General features: G+C 44.0%; 19 protein-coding genes and 1 pseudogene. 1 reads left to right on the top strand and 19 read right to left on the bottom strand.

The window, feature by feature from the left end:
* Positions 1–54 precede the first annotated feature (54 nt).
* From gnpA to WJQ40_RS06405, 6 genes are all read right to left on the bottom strand, one after another.
* Positions 55–2,217: a 1,3-beta-galactosyl-N-acetylhexosamine phosphorylase gene (gene gnpA / locus WJQ40_RS06430; RefSeq protein WP_337538738.1), complete on the bottom strand. Its 2,163-nt coding sequence runs from the start codon at positions 2,215–2,217 to the stop codon at positions 55–57.
* Between the two features lie 44 nt (positions 2,218–2,261).
* The gene (locus WJQ40_RS06425; RefSeq protein WP_337538736.1) at positions 2,262–3,560 is read right to left on the bottom strand and encodes a right-handed parallel beta-helix repeat-containing protein; all 1,299 of its coding nucleotides are present in this window, start codon (positions 3,558–3,560) and stop codon (positions 2,262–2,264) included.
* The gene (locus tag WJQ40_RS06420; protein WP_337538734.1) at positions 3,511–3,972 is read right to left on the bottom strand and encodes a hypothetical protein; all 462 of its coding nucleotides are present in this window, start codon (positions 3,970–3,972) and stop codon (positions 3,511–3,513) included. The genes WJQ40_RS06425 and WJQ40_RS06420 overlap by 50 nt, the downstream gene beginning before the upstream one ends.
* Positions 3,972–4,778 (bottom strand): carbohydrate ABC transporter permease, encoded by an 807-nt coding sequence (locus WJQ40_RS06415; protein ID WP_337405409.1) that lies wholly within the window; start codon positions 4,776–4,778, stop codon positions 3,972–3,974. Before WJQ40_RS06415 ends, WJQ40_RS06420 begins: the two co-directional genes overlap by 1 nt.
* On the bottom strand, positions 4,771–5,649 hold the full coding sequence (locus WJQ40_RS06410; protein ID WP_337538731.1) for a sugar ABC transporter permease: 879 nt from the start codon (positions 5,647–5,649) through the stop codon (positions 4,771–4,773). Before WJQ40_RS06410 ends, WJQ40_RS06415 begins: the two co-directional genes overlap by 8 nt.
* A 75-nt stretch (positions 5,650–5,724) precedes the next feature.
* On the bottom strand, positions 5,725–7,101 hold the full coding sequence (locus WJQ40_RS06405) for an extracellular solute-binding protein (protein ID WP_337538729.1): 1,377 nt from the start codon (positions 7,099–7,101) through the stop codon (positions 5,725–5,727).
* Between the two features lie 343 nt (positions 7,102–7,444).
* On the opposite strand from WJQ40_RS06405, the gene WJQ40_RS06400 reads away from it, so the two are divergent.
* The gene (locus WJQ40_RS06400) at positions 7,445–8,311 is read left to right on the top strand and encodes an AraC family transcriptional regulator (RefSeq protein WP_118796983.1); all 867 of its coding nucleotides are present in this window, start codon (positions 7,445–7,447) and stop codon (positions 8,309–8,311) included.
* Positions 8,312–8,316: 5 nt separating this feature from the next.
* On the opposite strand, the gene rsfS is transcribed toward WJQ40_RS06400, so the two are convergent.
* The 13 genes and pseudogenes from rsfS to hisI all read right to left on the bottom strand — a co-directional run.
* Positions 8,317–8,679: a ribosome silencing factor gene (gene rsfS / locus WJQ40_RS06395; RefSeq protein ID WP_337538727.1), complete on the bottom strand. Its 363-nt coding sequence runs from the start codon at positions 8,677–8,679 to the stop codon at positions 8,317–8,319.
* Between the two features lie 26 nt (positions 8,680–8,705).
* A complete protein-coding gene (gene yqeK, locus WJQ40_RS06390) occupies positions 8,706–9,269 on the bottom strand; it encodes a bis(5'-nucleosyl)-tetraphosphatase (symmetrical) YqeK (RefSeq protein WP_337538879.1) in 564 nt (187 codons plus the stop codon).
* Between the two features lie 42 nt (positions 9,270–9,311).
* Positions 9,312–9,926, bottom strand: coding sequence for a nicotinate-nucleotide adenylyltransferase (gene nadD, locus WJQ40_RS06385; protein WP_337538725.1), 615 nt, complete (start codon positions 9,924–9,926; stop codon positions 9,312–9,314).
* A gap of 27 nt (positions 9,927–9,953) precedes the next feature.
* Positions 9,954–10,244, bottom strand: a complete 291-nt coding sequence (yhbY, locus tag WJQ40_RS06380; RefSeq protein ID WP_337538723.1) for a ribosome assembly RNA-binding protein YhbY — start codon at positions 10,242–10,244, stop codon at positions 9,954–9,956.
* Between the two features lie 14 nt (positions 10,245–10,258).
* A complete protein-coding gene (gene obgE / locus WJQ40_RS06375; RefSeq protein ID WP_118796980.1) occupies positions 10,259–11,554 on the bottom strand; it encodes a GTPase ObgE in 1,296 nt (431 codons plus the stop codon).
* Between the two features lie 63 nt (positions 11,555–11,617).
* On the bottom strand, positions 11,618–11,902 hold the full coding sequence (gene rpmA, locus WJQ40_RS06370) for a 50S ribosomal protein L27 (protein WP_118796979.1): 285 nt from the start codon (positions 11,900–11,902) through the stop codon (positions 11,618–11,620).
* Between the two features lie 3 nt (positions 11,903–11,905).
* Positions 11,906–12,220 (bottom strand): ribosomal-processing cysteine protease Prp, encoded by a 315-nt coding sequence (locus tag WJQ40_RS06365; protein WP_337538720.1) that lies wholly within the window; start codon positions 12,218–12,220, stop codon positions 11,906–11,908.
* 14 nt (positions 12,221–12,234) lie between these two features.
* A complete protein-coding gene (gene rplU, locus WJQ40_RS06360) occupies positions 12,235–12,540 on the bottom strand; it encodes a 50S ribosomal protein L21 (protein ID WP_118796977.1) in 306 nt (101 codons plus the stop codon).
* Between the two features lie 126 nt (positions 12,541–12,666).
* The gene (locus WJQ40_RS06355) at positions 12,667–13,749 is read right to left on the bottom strand and encodes a ribonuclease E/G (protein WP_262573062.1); all 1,083 of its coding nucleotides are present in this window, start codon (positions 13,747–13,749) and stop codon (positions 12,667–12,669) included.
* 104 nt (positions 13,750–13,853) lie between these two features.
* On the bottom strand, positions 13,854–14,531 hold the full coding sequence (locus WJQ40_RS06350; protein WP_337538718.1) for a TIGR03936 family radical SAM-associated protein: 678 nt from the start codon (positions 14,529–14,531) through the stop codon (positions 13,854–13,856).
* The gene (locus tag WJQ40_RS06345; RefSeq protein WP_337538716.1) at positions 14,515–16,437 is read right to left on the bottom strand and encodes a TIGR03960 family B12-binding radical SAM protein; all 1,923 of its coding nucleotides are present in this window, start codon (positions 16,435–16,437) and stop codon (positions 14,515–14,517) included. Before WJQ40_RS06345 ends, WJQ40_RS06350 begins: the two co-directional genes overlap by 17 nt.
* A gap of 54 nt (positions 16,438–16,491) precedes the next feature.
* The gene (locus tag WJQ40_RS06340) at positions 16,492–16,893 is read right to left on the bottom strand and encodes a hypothetical protein (protein WP_118796973.1); all 402 of its coding nucleotides are present in this window, start codon (positions 16,891–16,893) and stop codon (positions 16,492–16,494) included.
* 85 nt (positions 16,894–16,978) lie between these two features.
* Positions 16,979–17,302: pseudogene (hisI, locus tag WJQ40_RS06335) on the bottom strand (phosphoribosyl-AMP cyclohydrolase); the annotation flags it as partial.
* Positions 17,303–17,331: the final 29 nt, after the last annotated feature.

Here is a 17,331-nt window from a genome sequence, read left to right as displayed (position 1 = left end):
GTCACAGTTCATAGATTTATCTGTGGACTGTAACCCATCCTTTTTTCTCATATATTAAATATTATACCACTTAATTTCATTTGCCTCCATCTCCAAAGAGAAGCTGCTGCCATCGCCACGGTAAACCACGGTTTTCTGGTTTTCATAGGTGTTATTTACCACACAGAATTTACCGTTTTTAACATAGGCATGAACCTCCACATTGAAATTGGAGCTGAACCACTGATGCAGTTCCTCTTCACCGTGAGTACTCCAGAGAATGCTGCGGTACAGGATGCGGCTGTTTTCAAAGCTGTAAGGCAGACCACTGATATAAACACAGCGTCCCCTTCCAAACTCATGGACTGCCATCTGTACCTCCTTCTCCTTCTGTACCAGAATTTCCGTACCTTCATAAGCAAAAATGTTCTTTTTTCCCTCGCCAAAATCCACGGTTTTTGTGGTATCTGCCAGAATGAAGTGATCTGGATGCTCCTCCCAGTTATATTTATCGTAGTTTAAAGTAAATCCAGTTTCTTTTTCCACACCAAGCATGTCTGCAAGCTGGATGTAATGTCCCTGGAACTGGTGTCCGGAAGGCTCTCCGACACCGATAAAACCACCGCCGCTATATACAAACGCTCTGATTGCAGAAGAAATATCAGGATTCTCCCATATGCTTCCGCCAGTGTGAGCGGTATCTCCATCCCCTACATTGATGATCACATCCAGGTCTTTTAGGATTTTCCTGTCTGCCAGAATATCATCAAAGGAAATAAAGCTTACATCAAATGGCGCCCCACTCAATGCCTCAATAATTCCTGCATAGCTGTAATTCTGTTTCTGATACAGTGCATGATGTACCATATGGCATCCCCAGCTTCTCATTTTTCCCCAGCTGTTCAGAACGGCTACCTTTTTAACACAATACGGGATGGTGTCTTTTGTATTCGCATACAACTCCCGGAACTCATTGCACACACTCTCCACGTAGTCCAGAAATTCAGGGAAATCCAGAGTCAGCTTCAGATACCCACCGTAACCAATTCTGTCAATTGGCTTTCTCAGGATGGCACGTCTTGCAGTAATCCAGTTCTCCTTTGCCTCTTTCACAGGGTCACCGCCCTCATGAAATGTATCAGGAAAGAAATAAGGCAAAAATCTGCCCTCCGTGTATTTCACCCCTTCAATATCAGAGATGAGGCGAAGTGTGCTTCCATTTCCAACACTTCCTACTACTGCATCCAGACCAATAGTGGCAAATTCTTCCATGAACGGTTCAGTTCCAATCCAGTGGTCACCCAGGAACATCATTGCCTCCTTGCCACACTCATGGGTAATATCCACCATCTCTTTGGCAAGCCTTGCAACTTCTCTGCGCTGGAATGCCTGGAAATCCTTGAATTCCTTACTTGGTACACGATACTGATTATTGTAGTAACCCTGGTCAATGATATATTCGGGCCGGAACACATAGCCAGCCTCCTTTTCAAACTGTTCTAAGATATAGGGGCTGACAGAAGCAGAATAACCATACCAGTCCACATATTTTTCCCTTTTTAACTCATCAAACATCAGAGTAAACTGATGGAAAAAGGTAGTATATCGAATTACATTCACATAAGGATGTGAGGCACAATAATTGCGAAGACGCTCCATGGAATATTTATGAGTCTTCGGCTGTCTCACATCAAACGTAATCTGATGCTCAAAGTTTTTCCAATTGTTAGTGACTGCGTTGTACATATGTACCGGATCCCAGATAATATAAGCCAGAAAGCTGACGGTATATTCATGGAAAGGGATAGCATCGTGAACGATCACGCACCCCTTTTCCTCATCATATTCCCAGAGATCTACGGACACAACCTTCCCCGTCGAACGGTCAATAACCTCCCACCATCGTTTTCTGTCATCTCTGGTATTGACCATCATCAGTTCTTTGGAAATACCCTTCATAAGAGGAATCATCAGCTCAGGCTCCACTGCGGTATAAAAAGCAGTCATCACATAGCATTGCTGTACCTCATCCGGGTTTGCTTTTGCCCACTCATTATCCTTCCGCGTGGTATAATAAGTAGCATATATTTTTGCCCCGGTCTTAATCAGTTCTTCCGGGAACTCTGTACCATCACAGTCACGGATGGCATCAGCTCCCCAGCGGTTCATCAATTCTATCGTTTCAGGCACAACATCCAGATTAGTTGGAATGGTTACCCGTCCCTTTGTTATACTCATCGGTATTTTCCTCCTGCAATAAATTAAGTTATTGCGGCAGCTGCTTACAACGGGATAATCGTATTATCCTCCTCGGTGTAGCTTCCACCACCCATCTTGTTACGGATGAAGGGTACACCTTCTCTCACATAAAAGATATTATGGGCAAGCAAAGCGTCTGGGTTCTGCGACGGGCTAACCGTGCCCCCAAGATCGTCAAAGCTCACATTATATCGAAAGGTATTGTGAATTGCCTCCTGTAAACAAAACATGATGCATCCACCTTCATTCTGTCTGCTATAATTATATTCGTAAATGGTGCCATCACCAGAATCTGCATCATAAGCCATCCCATCCTGATTCAGTCTGGTATCCGTGACCTCATTGTAACGAAACAGAGCATCCTTGCACTTCCAGGGCCATATGCCTGCTGCTACTTTTCCGGCACGGTTTTCCGGCTTGCTGTAAATTCTGTCATTGATCTCGCAGGCAACAGAATCTGCTGTATTATGTTCGATCAAAGGACGTAAAGCGTACATCGCAGTAATTCCATCGCCTCCGGCAGCTTTCACATAATTGTCCCGTATGACAATATTCTCATGTCCATATTTCAGGAAGATATCCTCTGACAGCTCTGCACCCTTGAACTCGTCATGGGAATAGGTATATCCCACAGCGATCCCCCAGCGGCTGACCCTGTATACAAAGCATCCTGTCACAGTGACATCCTTAAAACGTGCAACACCGGTGGCTTTTTCATTGGCAGGCTTTAAAGCTGTCATATAAATGCCGCCATTGTTCATATGTTTGTCATAGACGTTACCATTGACATCATGGATAGAAAGATTCTGCAGGATGATGCCGCTGCGTATTCCTTTATCCTTTGCCACTACAGCCACACCAGTACGGTTCATTTTATGAGGAGAACTATAGCTTTCTCCCGGAATTTCCAATGCCTTATTGCTGATCTCAATATCGTGGATGATTATATGCTCTGCATCGTACAAAAGTACTGCTGAGGATACATAGCCCTGATACACGTGATTGGGGGAATCCAGGGGTGTCCCATAATCCTGGTACCAGATACCCTGTCCATCAGCTGCGATCAGAGGCATATTTCCCTCTTCCCTCTCCGGTGAATAAGCTCCAATTTCAATAGGATGTTCCTTCGTTCCACTGTCCTTAATCTGTAAAAATTGCCCTGCAAAAATAGAATTCTGAGCTAATAACACTTTGTCGCCAGGTTTCAGTGTCTGTCTGTTTATGGAGAAAAGGCTGGCAAAAGGGGAAGCCATGGTCAATCCGTCATTGGTATCACACCCCGTTTTCTGATTGACATAAAATGTCCTGTATGAGCTTTTCATAGACATCCTCCCTCAGTCTTTTTTCGATAACCTGCCGTACATCCTCATAATCGAACAGATCCCCATGGTAGCGTCCGAACAGATCCCGATTATTTTCATAAAATGCCCGTTTTTCTTTCTCGCTAAAGTCAGGACAGCGCCCCTGCTTTTTTATCTTTTCCGAGGGCTGAACGAAATCCAGCTTAAAACGGGTGAGTTCATATTGAAGATACATGGCCGGACTATAAAAACGAGGTCCATAAAAAAATTCCCCGGCTTTTTCTGCCTGCCTGTTTTTCTCATTTTTCTCTGCCCGTCTTTTCTCCAAAGCCCCGATGCATGCATCTTCAATAAGTCCTAATTGTTTTGCAAGAAGAAGGGCTGCCTGCGCCTCCTTCCATTCCTTTTTATCCAAACAATATTTCTGATTCATTATTTCACTGCTCCTGCAATTCCATTGGCAAAGCTCTTTTGTAAGCACAGAAAGATAATTGCGGTAGGAAGGGTACAAATCAATACCCCAAGCATTAACATTCCGTAGTCTACGCTGTAACCACTCTTTAAATTAGCTACCAGCATAGGCATCGTTATCTGGTTGCTGTCCTGCAGGATGATAGTTGGCCATAGGTAATTATTCCAGGCATTCATGAAGGTTACGGTCATAGCAGCACCGTAGGTGGACTTCATAACAGGCAGGAACATGGTAAAGAAAATTTTAATCTCACTAAGTCCTTCCAGACGCGATGCCTCGATAATATCGTGAGGGAAGGAACGAGCTGCCTGCCGGAACATCATGATAAGAAAAGGTGTGGAAATGGAAGGCAGTGCCAGTGCGATCCAGGTGTTGACCATTTTCCAGGAGGAAAACATTTTAAACAAAGGAATCATTATAGCCACAAAAGGGAGCATCATGGCAAGAAGCAGGATGTTCATCAAAAGGTCTTTTCCCTTATCGTGATAGATCTCAAATCCGTACCCTGCAATGGAGCAGATCAGCAGTGCAACTACAGTGATCACAATGGCATTGCGGAAGGAGTTAAATATGGCACGTCCCAGATTCTGGTTGGCAATGAGACTCCGATAGTTTTCCAATAGATAAGTGCCAGGCACGAGTTTCCCACGGACAATAGCAATACTGGAATTGGTTGCTCCGCAAATCATATAGTACAGGGGAAACGCTGACAGAAAACTGGCAACGATTAAAATAATATAAGTAATAGTCGTCTTTACTTTAGTCACGTTTGTCACCTACTTTCATCTGGATTGCAGAAAGGATTGCTACGCTTACAAGAATAAACACAGAAATTGCTGCTGCATAATTAAACTTAGGTGTTTCCACGAAAGAGATATTATAAACATAATGTGCCAGTGTCATAGTAGACTTACCGGGACCGCCGGAAGTCAGATTGACAGACTCATCAAACAACTGTAGCGTACCGGAGGTTGACATAATAGCTGTCAGCAAAATGGTAGGCTTCAGTAATGGAATGGTAATCTTCGTAAACTGTTGGAAAGGGGTAGCTCCATCAATATAACTTGCCTCATATACGGAATAATCAATATTCTGTAAACCTGCCAGATAGAAAACCATATTGTATCCTGTCCATCTCCAGATCAGCGCAATAATAATAACAAAACGAGCTGCCCATGCGTTCTGAAACCAGTCCACTCTGACAAAGCCAAGCGTTGTGATAATATTGTTTACCAGACCATCCTGGGCAAATAAAGATTTGAAAATCATAGAATATGATACCAGTGATGTTGCACAGGGCAGAAAGATGAGAGTACGGAAAATACTCTTTCCTTTAATCTTCGGGCTGTTCAAAAGCTGTGCCAGACCAAGTGCCAGGATCAGCATGATCGGAACCTGGATAATAAAGTAAAATACCGTATTAAACAGACACTGCTGGAAGGTCTTATCTTTTAATATTCTCTGGTAGTTTGCCAATCCTACAAAGCCTGAATTCTTTTTGGAAAAGGACAGGATGATCGCCTGCACCATAGGATAAAAGCAAAAGATAAAGATAAGAAGTGCAGCCGGAATCAAGAATACCCATCCAGTCAGGTTATGCTTTTTTTCCAAACTCATTTTTACTTTCTTCTGTTTCATATAAATTCTCCTGATTTAACAAATACCGGGAACGCAATACACTGCATTCCCGGTACTGGCTCATTTTTTACTTATTTATTCACTAATGTTAAATTCAACAGTATCCTGTGCGTTCTGGATTTCTCCATCAATATCAGCACCATTCTGTACTACGTTAGTGATTGCATCAGTCAGTGCACTTCTAATATCATTGTAGTATGCACCATAGTTGATTGCGGGTACTTTACCTGCGAACTCAACAATATCCTTATATACTGCCTGTCCACCGTAGAAATCAGAATTCTGGTTGTAGACATCAGACTGCGCTGCAGGCAGATAGCTGGAAATTACACCAGCGTTAGGAAGCAGTTCATCATATAATTCAACACTTCCGCCAAAGGTTGTCTTTAAGAAATCAAATGCAAGCTCGGTGTTCTGACAATTAGAAGATACTGCCCAGCTTGCACCACCACAGTTCGCGAAGTTAGTAGCACCGTCAACGTCATCCAGGGCAGGCATATTTACGATAGCCCATTTACCGGACTGGTCTTCTGCTGCCTGAATGGAGGACATGATCCAGCATCCCTGGATAACACCGGCAGCGTCTCCCTTGTTCATGGATGCGATGTATTGATCCCAGTCAGTGTAGTCAACCATAATGCCCTCATCGATCAGCATTTTATAAACACTGATTGCTTCTTTCAACGCTGCATTGTCAACAAGGTGGACTTTACCATCAACGATTGGAGATGCACCTGCGGACTGCAGCATTTCGATAACGATTTCAGAACCACCTGAGCTTGTCAGCATGGGAACACCGTTTGCATCAACAACCTTTTTTGCTAAACCCATAAACTCAGACCAGGTTGTATCCTTGAAATCCTCAACAGTAAGGCCGGCAGCCTCTACCATATCGGATCGGATTGCCATAATAGTTGCTCCGTTATCAAAAGGAATCCCGTAGTGTTTGCCATCTGCAGTAGAATCTCCTAATTTACCACCTGAGAAATCATCAAAGCTGATACCAGAGTCGGATAACTCTGTGAAAACTTCAGGATAATTTGCTATGTTCTTCTGGAAAGAATTGTCCTGCATCAAGAAGATGTCAGGCAGCGTATCATAGTTGCCAGCCTCAGCAGCGGTAATGATACTCTGCTCAATGTCGGTGTAAACCTTCTCCTGGATATCCAGTTTGAAATTTGGATGGTCTTTCTGGTAAATTGCCTCAGCCTGTTTCATTGCATATACGTTGAAAGTGGGATCCCAACACCATACAGTGAGAACTTCTTCGCCATCAGCTGCCTCAGCTTCTGTACTTTCCGTTTCTGTAACAGAGTCTGCTGCACTTTCTGAGGTTTCTGCTGCATCAGTGGAGGCAGGAGCGTTTGCTGTATCATTGCTGCTGCCACAGCCTCCCAGTATAGTAGCCATCATCGCTGTAATGAGCAGTGCACCTACTAATTTTTTTTTCATATTGAATCCTCCTTTGAAACAATATATTATTTGTTGATGATTTCATTATATCTGTGCCAATTTTTCTTTTCAATTTCTATGTTGTTCTATTTTATCAATATATTGCTGTTTTTATTAAAAAATATATTTATTCAGCTCTTATCCCTCTTTTTTGCACTTATTTTTTCGTCATTTTATCCCATTTTTATTTTTCTAGCTTTACTTTAGTGTACAAATTGTTGATATGCTTGTTTTTGTTTTGCTATATTGTTTAGCAAGATATTAACATTTTATAGCAATTTAGCACAATACATCACTATTTTTTAGTAGTATAATGAAAAAAACGGTTTTTCAGGAGGTTTTTATGGGAAATGAGCGTTACGACTTTTCTGCTCCAAAAGAATATTTAACAAAAGATAAAGCAAAACTTTTATATGTTTCCTCTGCAACCTATGGCGGGGACTGGCTCAGTACTCCTCACACCCACTACTGCTCCGAACTTTTCTATGTCATTGACGGTATGGGGCAATTTCAGGTGGAGGATCATATTTTTCCAGTTTCAGCCAATGATCTTGTGGTTATCAATCCTAACGTTTCCCACACGGAGCTTGGTTTCAATGCTAATCCTTTAAAATATATCGTCCTTGGAATCGAGGGGCTGGAACTTTCCGTGGAAAATCACAACGCCAACTTCTGTATTGTAAATTTTAAGGAAATCAAGGATACTATCAACTTCTATTTAAAGATGATGCTCAGAGAAATTGAAAACCGCTCTCCTGGTCATGAAACCATCTGCCAGGATCTGATGGAGATTCTTATTGTCCTTTTCGGACGCCAGACAAATTTCTCTACAATTCTTAGCCCGGCAAATAAAAAAGCATCCCACCTTTGTGATTCAGTGCGACGCTACATCGACCAGAACTGCGGGGATGATCTCTCCCTGGAGCAGCTGGCAAAATTTTCTCATGTAAACAAATATTATCTGGTGCATACCTTTACCGACGAGTATGGGATCTCTCCTATCAGCTACCTCATGCGTACCCGTGTAAAAAAGGCGGAAAAGCTGCTGGCAACCACGGATTACTCTCTTTCCGTCATCAGCCGTACCTGTGGCTTTTCCTCCTCCAGCTACTTTTCCCAGACCTTCAAAAAGATAACGGGTGTGTCTCCCAGCTGCTACCGCAGGACAAGCAAATCGGATCAGGATCAGGACAAAGAAGCGTCCTGCTGACACGTTCAGGATCTCCACCCAGTAAGGTCAATCTTCCTGCCATCACTCCATATTCTTTCAAGATCATAGAATAAACGGTTCTCATTATCAAAAATATGGACAATGATATCTCCAAAATCCAGAAGGATCCAGTTGGCACTGCCATATCCTTCTGACTGCTTAAGCGGCATACCTACCCGGCCAAGCTTCTCTTCTACAGAATCACTCATTGCCTGAATCTGACTTTTGTTGGAACCGCCTGCAATGATAAAGCAGTCTGCAATGACAGAAACTTCACTGATGTCAATAACGGTAATATCCTCACCTTTTTTATCCTCCAGTGCATCCACTGCAAGAAGTGCCATTTCTTTTATATTCTGTTCGATCATAATTGTTCCTTTCCGACAGGATGTAGTTAGAATCCCGCATAAAAATCATAGGTTTTCTGTGTCATGGGATCTGTTTCGTTTCCCTTTTCCCGCAGATAAAAAAGAGTATCCTTTAATATCCGGACAAGAGTCAGATCAAGATCCTGAAAAGCCAGTCTGCGGACATCAGGAAGATCCTCTGCCTGTTTCCTTGAAGGCTCCATATAATCAGCAATGTAAATGATTTTTTCCAGCCTCGACATATCAGGTCGCCCGGTTGTATGATATAGGATGGCATTCAGGATATCCTCATCCTGCACACCAAACTTGTCGCGTGCAAGACAGACACCAGCCTTTGCATGAAGCAGGAAAGGATTGCGAAGCTCCACCTCTGTAATTTCCATATGAGCCTTCTGGCAGAGCTTTATCTTCTTTTCATCACTGATACACTTGGCACAATCATGCAGGAGACCTGCTATCTTGGCCTTTTCGACATTCTCATCATGACACATGGCAAGAACAGCTGCTGTATAGGTAACACCAAGTGTATGTTCAAAACGTTTTTCATCCTGTGATTTTTCTATTTCTTTCCGTAATTCTTTCAGACTGATTTCTTTCACAATAACCTCTGTCCCTTTCCCTGCTTTTAAGATTTATGCCTTTTGGTACAATCCATGTTCTGTGATATAGTTTCTCACCGGTTCAGGTACCATATAACGGATGGATCTCTTTTCAGTAATCCGTTGTCTGATCTCTGTGGAAGAAATATCTATCCTGCGCTTTGGCAGAAGAATAATTTCTGCCTGATATTTATGATACAGATCTTCTGCTTTTTCTTCCAGTGCACTTCTGGCTTCATCACCGCGAAATGCCGCGACCAGTGTACATCTTCTGAAGATTTCTGCAGGTTCTTTCCACTTTTCAATAGAAAAAAGATTGTCTGCCCCGATAATAAAGTAAAATCTGGTATCAGCATATTCCCTTGACAAGGCTAAAAGTGTCTCACAGGTATAGCTTTCTCCCGGCCTGTCTGTTTCCACAGAAGAAACTCGAAAGTCCGGGTGATTTTCTGTTGCCAGCCTGACCATCTGCAGACGGTCTTCTGCACTGGCAATTTCTCTCACATTTTTCATATAGGAAATGCCACTTGGAATAAAGAGCACCTGATCCAGATGACAGTATTCCATCGCCTGTTCTGCCAGAAAAAGATGACCATAATGAACAGGATTAAAGGTTCCGCCTATGAGGCCTGTTTTTCTATTTGTCATATAAGGAATACTCCATGATTCTGAATATTATAAAGGCAGATTGATCTTCTTGTGGTCCTTGTTTTCCTTATACAGAACGATTTTCTTGCCAATCACCTGGACAACCTGTGAATGGGTTCTTTCAGCGATCACTGCTGCAATTTCTTTTGGGTCTTCCAGACAGTTTTTCAGAACAGCAAGCTTGATCAGCTCCCTTGTATTAAAAGCCTCAAGAACAGCTTCTGTGATTTCCGGTGTAAGGCCTGATTTGCCGATCTGGAATACCGGTTCAATATTCATGGCAAGTCCCTTTAAATAGGCACGCTGTTTACTTGTCATATTCGTCTCCTCCGTTATTTGTAATAGTCAAAAGAAAGACCATACATTCTTACAGTATCTCCCTCTGAAATACCAAGTGCTTCCAGCTCATCCAGAATACCATTGTCCTTCAGGAAATTCTGGAAGAAGGTAAATCCCTTTTCGGAGTCGAGATTGGTATAACCAAGCATTTTTTCAATACGGGGTCCTTCTACAACATATTCATTTGCATCTTCATCATAAGTAACCGAGTAAGGCTCATCGGATACTGGCAGCATATATTCTGGGAAGAATTCCTGTTCAAAAACAACAGGCTCCTGATCCGCTTTTGAAAGCAGTTCACTTACATGATACAAAAGCTCTTTCAGGCCTTTCCCACTAATGGCAGAAATTGGATACACCGGGATGCCTTTTGGCTCAAATTCCCTTTTCAGACGTTCTACAGGATCTTCTGTCTCCCCGTCATCAAAGATCATGTCAGTTTTATTGGCTGCGATCACTTGCGGCCTTCTGGCAATCTCAGGATTATAGGCTTCCAGTTCTTCGTTGATGGCATAAATGTCCGCAACCGGATCTCTTCCCTCCGTGGATGCAGCATCTACCATATGGATGATCACCTTGGTACGTTCAATATGACGCAGGAATTCAAAGCCAAGGCCAACACCCTGGGATGCACCTTCGATAAGTCCCGGAATATCTGCCATGACAAATCCCTTTGCACCATCCAGGTCTACCACGCCAAGATGGGGTGTGATGGTGGTGAAATGATAATTGGCAATTTCCGGTCTGGCATTGCTGACCTTGGAAAGCAGTGTTGATTTCCCGACATTGGGAAATCCCACAAGTCCTACATCGGCAATTACCTTCAGTTCAAGCTGCAGGGTAAGCTCCCTTGCCGGCTGGCCTGGCTGCGCATATTTGGGAACCTGCATGGTACTGGTGGCATAGTGCTGGTTCCCCTTCCCGCCTCTGCCGCCTTGTAAAAGAACAAAACGTCTGTTATCGCCAGAGAGATCCGTAATGATCTTGCCGCTTTCAAATTCTTTAATGACAGTTCCAGCAGGCATTTTCAGGATCAGGTCATCACCGTTTTTCCCACGGCAGTTCCGCTTTTTTCCGTTTTCGCCGTCCATTGCCTGATATTTACGGACATGACGGTAATCACTTAAAGTATTCATTCCATCATCAACTTCCAGAATAACACTGCCGCCATCACCGCCATCGCCTCCGTCTGGTCCGCCATTCGCCACATATTTTTCACGTCGGAAGGACACATGGCCATCGCCGCCCTTACCGCTTCTGACATATATTTTCGCTCTGTCTGCAAACATAACGTTTTCCTTTCAAAAAAATGGGCTTCAAACGTAAAGTTGTTTGAAGCCCGATCCATCGTACTATTTCTCTACAGGATATACAGAAGCCTGTTTCTTGTCTCTGCCTTTTCTTTCGAATTTAAGTACACCGTCAACTAATGCGAACAAAGTATCATCTCCACCGATACCAACATTGATACCAGGATGAATCTTGGTTCCACGCTGTCTGTATAAAATGTTTCCTGCTTTTACGAATTGTCCGTCAGCTCTTTTCGCGCCTAATCTCTTGGATTCGGAATCTCTACCGTTCTTAGTAGAACCAACTCCCTTTTTATGAGCGAAAAATTGAAGGTTCATCTTTAACATGGTTTACACCTCCTTGAATTTTAGTTCCAAATACTTCTTACCGTAATTGCTTACGATATTCTGTAATCCAAGAATAAGAGAATCCATGAGAAGCTTTCCCTGATCGGAAAGACTTTCAAATCTGCAGTCGATATAACCCTGCTCTTCCTCTGTAGTAATCTCCATTTTCTCATGGACTAATTCATCCAGTGAGTTGATTGTGTTGATCACCAGACAGGATATGGAAGCACATACGATATCCTTACCGTAATCTGCATAGCCTGCATGACCCTTACAGGTCAGTCTCTGATATTCTCCCTTATTGGATTGATAAATCATAATGGTCGTCATAACTAAGCATTAATCTTTTCGATCTTAACCTGAGTGTATGCTTGTCTATGACCATTCTTCTTATGGTAACCGGTTTTTCTCTTATACTTGTAAACGATAACCTTCTTACCTCTGCCCTGCTCCATAACTGTTGCAGTAACATTGGCGTTAGCTACGTCTCCGGCAACCTTAAGCTCCTTGTCACTTACAGCGACAACCTGGTCAAATGTAACAGTAGCTCCGGGTTCAGCATCAAGCTTTTCAACCTTGATCACATCACCTTCGGAAACCTTATACTGCTTTCCGCCTGTTGCTATGATTGCGTACATAATGGATAATCCTCCTTCTAATCAGCCGAAACTGATTTTACTCGCTAGCTTCGGTGGCGCCGTAAGGCACACTTCTACCCCGCTATGCGGCATACTCATAAAATATAACATCCAGACCCATGTATGTCAAGAGTTTTTCTGCATTTCTTCAAATAACGGACGATTGATTTTTTTTCTTGTAATTTCTACAATTCCAAGTGCTGTCATATCAACCAGTCTTGTCCGTACCTGATCCTTCTTCAGGAGCTGGTCCAGCAGGAAAAGCAGCTCTTTCTGATCTTTTTCACTTTCCATATTGATAAAGTCAACCATGATCATGCCGGAATAATTCCGAAGCTGCAGCTGTCTTGCAATTTCGGCTGCTGCTTCCCGGTTGACCTTCCGGTAATAGTCCTGACTGGAGCGGCCTTTATGGACAGCCTTGCCAGAATTGACGTCGATGACAACCATGGCTTCTGTCGGTTCTATCACCAGATAACCACCACAGGGCAGCCATACTTTTCTTGACAGGGCTTCCTGTAGAAAGAAATCCAGCCGGTAAAGCCTGGAAAGGCTTAAGGAAGGATCCTGATACAGCCTGACAGTCTTTTCCGGAAAAGTATCCTTCAGAAGCTGCCATACTTCCGGTTCATCCGTAACGATCTCTTCATATGCTGTAAGAGGGATATCCTGGATCTGACGGATCAGTTCTGGCAGCGGTCTGTACAGACATGAAGGACAGCTCCTGTGCCGGTAAATTTCAGTAAGCTCCTGAAAAAAGCAGATAAATTCCTGCATTTCCTGAAAAAGAGGTGTCAGCTCCTTCAGGGTATCTGCATTGGTGCGGACAGTGAACTGAAAGTTTTTCCTGCCTTCGATACCAGCCTCTGCAATGGCAGTCTTTAACTCTTTCTGTCTTTCCGGTGCAAGCTTTCTGGAAACATGGATACCATGTCCAAAAAGGGAACAGACACAATATTGTCCTGTCAGTACAGGCATTGCACTGGCAAGAGGCGGCTTGGTCTTTACCGCTTCTCCGGTGATCTGGACAACGATCTCATCTCCCTGATGAAGCTCAGATAAGGAAGAAAAGCTTCTGTTTGCACACAGGAAATCACCGGACTCTGAAAGCGGCAGATAGACAGTCCTGCCTTCAGGAACAGTAAGAAATGCACCTTTCATGGCAGGGATAACATCCTTCACTCTGGCAAGGCAGATCTGTGAAAGCATCCCCTCCTCCTGCAAGAGAGGGCTGCAGTGCATCCGGGAAGGCCGTCCCTCTGTGAAAAGGACTGACAGATATCGGTTGTTCTGACGGGTAATTACAATATTATTCATGGTATTAAAGGAACAAGCCTTTCTTCTCCGGTTCTTTTATAGGTTTCCAGACGGCGTACCCTGAAAGGATATTCCGGCAGGGAAATATTCTCAGCAGTGCAGAAGGTTTCCAGTACAAAGCCAGGCTTCATATTGCTTCCGCTTCCAGCATCCAGCAGCATATAGACCTGATCCTCCCGTATCTCAAGCTGATAAATGGTCTCCTTCAGATCTATTTCTCTTTCCCCCTTTTTGGTCTTTTTAATGACAGGAATCTTATCCTTTTCGTAGAAAGCTGTCAGCTTTTCTTTCCAGTCATCCGGAAGGGAAACACTGTCCCGGAAAGAGATCAGATAATCGGCAGCGGCAACGCTTGCCATGGCATTTCCTTCCGTTTCATCAAGAACAGCCACCTGCAGGATCTGAATTCCTTCTGCCATGGTCTGATTCAGGCGCATCTTAATATCCTCCGTATCCGTTATGGAATTTAATTCCACATCGAAATATTCACCGCAGCTTTCATGCCCTACTGACAGAGGAGATGCAAAGGACATGATCTGGTGAGGGGAAAAGCCGGTGGAATAAGCAATATCAATTCCGGCTCTCCGGATTGCTTTCTGGAAATAGCGCATGATATCCAGATGCCCGATAAAACGGACAGGACCCTCTTTGGAAAATTTAATCCGTACCTTCATTTCCGTTTTCCTCCGTTTCTGTCTGAATTTCTGTGACACCGGTATGCTTATCAAAGCAGACGCCTGTCCCGAACCTGGCAGCGCCGCAGCCCTGACACTGCATCCGGCAGTTGGGGGTGACAACAGCTTCTGCAGCCCTTTTCCATTCGCGGAGAAGAAATGCCTTGGTCACACCGCAGTCGATAAAGTCCCAGGGGAAAATTTCATCCTCACTCCGTTCCCTGACTGTGTAAAAGTCAGGATCCACACCACATTCCTCAAAGTTTTCAAGCCACACATCATGTTTATAATTTTCGCCCCAGGCATCATAGAAGCAGCCCTTTTCATAGGCTCTCAAAATAACCTGGTTCACCTTTCTGTCACCTCTGGCAAGAATGCCTTCCATCACACTGGCATCTGCTTCATGCCAGTTGTACTTGATGCTCTTCTGATTTAACTGGCTCATAATAGCTGTCCTTGTCAGATAGGCTTTATTCAGGAAATCTTCCTTTCTACACTGCGGTGCCCACTGAAAAGGGGTAAAGGGCTTAGGGATAAAGAAAGAGGTACTGGCAACGATCTGTACTCTTCCATTTCGTTTTTCCTTGGGAACCGTATCATAAAATTCAGCAGCAATCTTATTACAGAGCTCTGCGATGCCCCGAATATCCTCTTCTGTTTCAAAGGGGATCCCCAGCATAAAATACAGCTTGACCCTTGTCCAGCCGCCTTCAAAGGCAAGCTTTGCACCCTGCAGGATCACTTCCTCGGTAAGCCCCTTATTGATCACATTACGAAGGCGCTGGCTGCCGGCTTCCGGTGCAAAGGTCAGGCTGCTCTTTTTTACATCCTGCACCTTGTTCATGACATCCAGGGAAAAGGCATCAATCCGGAGGGACGGCAGGGAAATATTGACTTTCCGCCTGCTGCACTCCTCGATCAGGAAATCGATCAGCTCGGGAAGCTTCTGATAGTCACTGGAGCTTAAGGAGCTTAAGGATATTTCTTCGTGACCGGTATTTTCCAGCATAGCAATAGCATATTTCTTTAAGAATTCCACATCCCTTTCGCGGACCGGACGATAGAGCTGGCCGGCCTGGCAGAAACGGCAGCCTCTGATACAGCCACGCATGATCTCAAGCACAACACGATCCTGTGTCACCTTGATAAAGGGAACCACCGGCTTATCCGGATAATAGGTATCAGATACCTCGGTCACCATTTCCTTGAGGATTCTTTCAGGGATTCCTTCTTCCAGAGGCTTCATTTCCTTTATGGTGCCGTCTTCATGGTAGCTTACCTCATATAGGGAAGGCACATAAATTCCGGGAATACAGGCAGCCTTCTTTAGAAAGTCCTGTCTGGAAAGTCCTCTGCCACGGCAGTCCTCATAAAGATCGATCAGCTCACGGTATCTGGTCTCTCCTTCTCCAATATAAAAGAGGTCAAAGAAATCACAGACCGGCTCCGGATTGTATGTGCAGGGACCGCCGCCGATCACAATGGGATCTTCTTCTGTACGGTCTTTAGAAAGCAGGGGAATGCCGGACAGATCAAGTACCTGCAAAATGTTGGTATAACACATTTCATACTGGATGGTGATGCCGAGAAAATCAAATGTTCTGATCGGATCCTGGGATTCCAGTGCAAACAGAGGGATCTGTTCCTTCCGCATGATGGCATCCAGATCGACCCAGGGAGAATAGACTCTTTCACACCAGACATCTTCATAGCTGTTCAGCATACCATAAAGAATCTGGATCCCAAGGTGGGACATACCAATTTCGTAAACATCCGGAAAGCACATGGCAAAACGTACCTTTACTGCCTCCGGATCCTTCATGACGGCATTGATCTCGCCGCCGATATATCTGGCAGGTTTTTCTACCTGCATAAGAATTTCATCACTTAATGCTAATGTTCTCATGTTTTTTTCCTTGTCTGTTGTTTTTCCTGCCTTTTCAGTATAACGAATAACAGATCAGAAATCAAATAGATTCAGACTCTGAAGGATCCGGTCAAAAATGGCATCCTCTTCTGTCAGCTTTTCACAGTAAGACCGCAGGGGCTCTCCGAGAACCAGGATCTGCTGCTTATCCATGTAAATAAAAGCAGCAGACAGGCAGACCGCCAGAAAGAACCGGAAGCGGAATCCGGAAAGAAGCCCTTTTCCGGTGGATGGCCGGGGATCGTCTGACGAAGGAGGTGAAATGCCATCCATGCTTCCATAGCTGCTTCCCACACCACCATATCCATCCATATGTACTGCCTCTGCTCCATAAAGCAGTTTTTCCCGTTCTCTGCATTTCATACGGTTATACTGATTTTCTGTCCGGATGGACTGTATCAGTTTCAGCTTCTGATCTGCACTGACTTTTTCCATATCATTCTCTTTTCAGACAAACCTTACTAAAAAATATGCACTGCATTTTTAATCTATGCAGTGCATGTCACCATTCTTATCTGTTTCAGATTATTTTTTCAAAAAAACAGCTGTAGCTTCCGGTATGACAGGCATTTCCAACCTGATCCACCTTGGCAAGGAGGGTATCTTTATCACAGTCGGCATAAAGCTCCTTCACATACTGGAAATGACCGCTTGTCTCACCCTTGATCCAGAGTTCATTCCGGCTCCGGCTGAAATAGGTCATCCTGCCGGTGGCAAGGGTCTTTTCGTAGGCATCTTCGTTCATATAAGCTACCATCAGTACCTGCAGCGTCTTTTCGTCCTGGACCACTACCGTAACATGGCCATCCGTATTTTTTTTAAGCTCGCTCCATGGAATATGATTTACGACAGATACCGGTGTATAAGTCATTT

The sequence above is a fragment of the Suilimivivens sp. genome (genome assembly GCF_037359455.1).
In the GTDB taxonomy this organism is placed as follows: Bacteria; Bacillota; Clostridia; order Lachnospirales; family Lachnospiraceae; genus Suilimivivens; species Suilimivivens aceti.
This window is presented reverse-complemented; position numbering and strand designations above follow the sequence as displayed.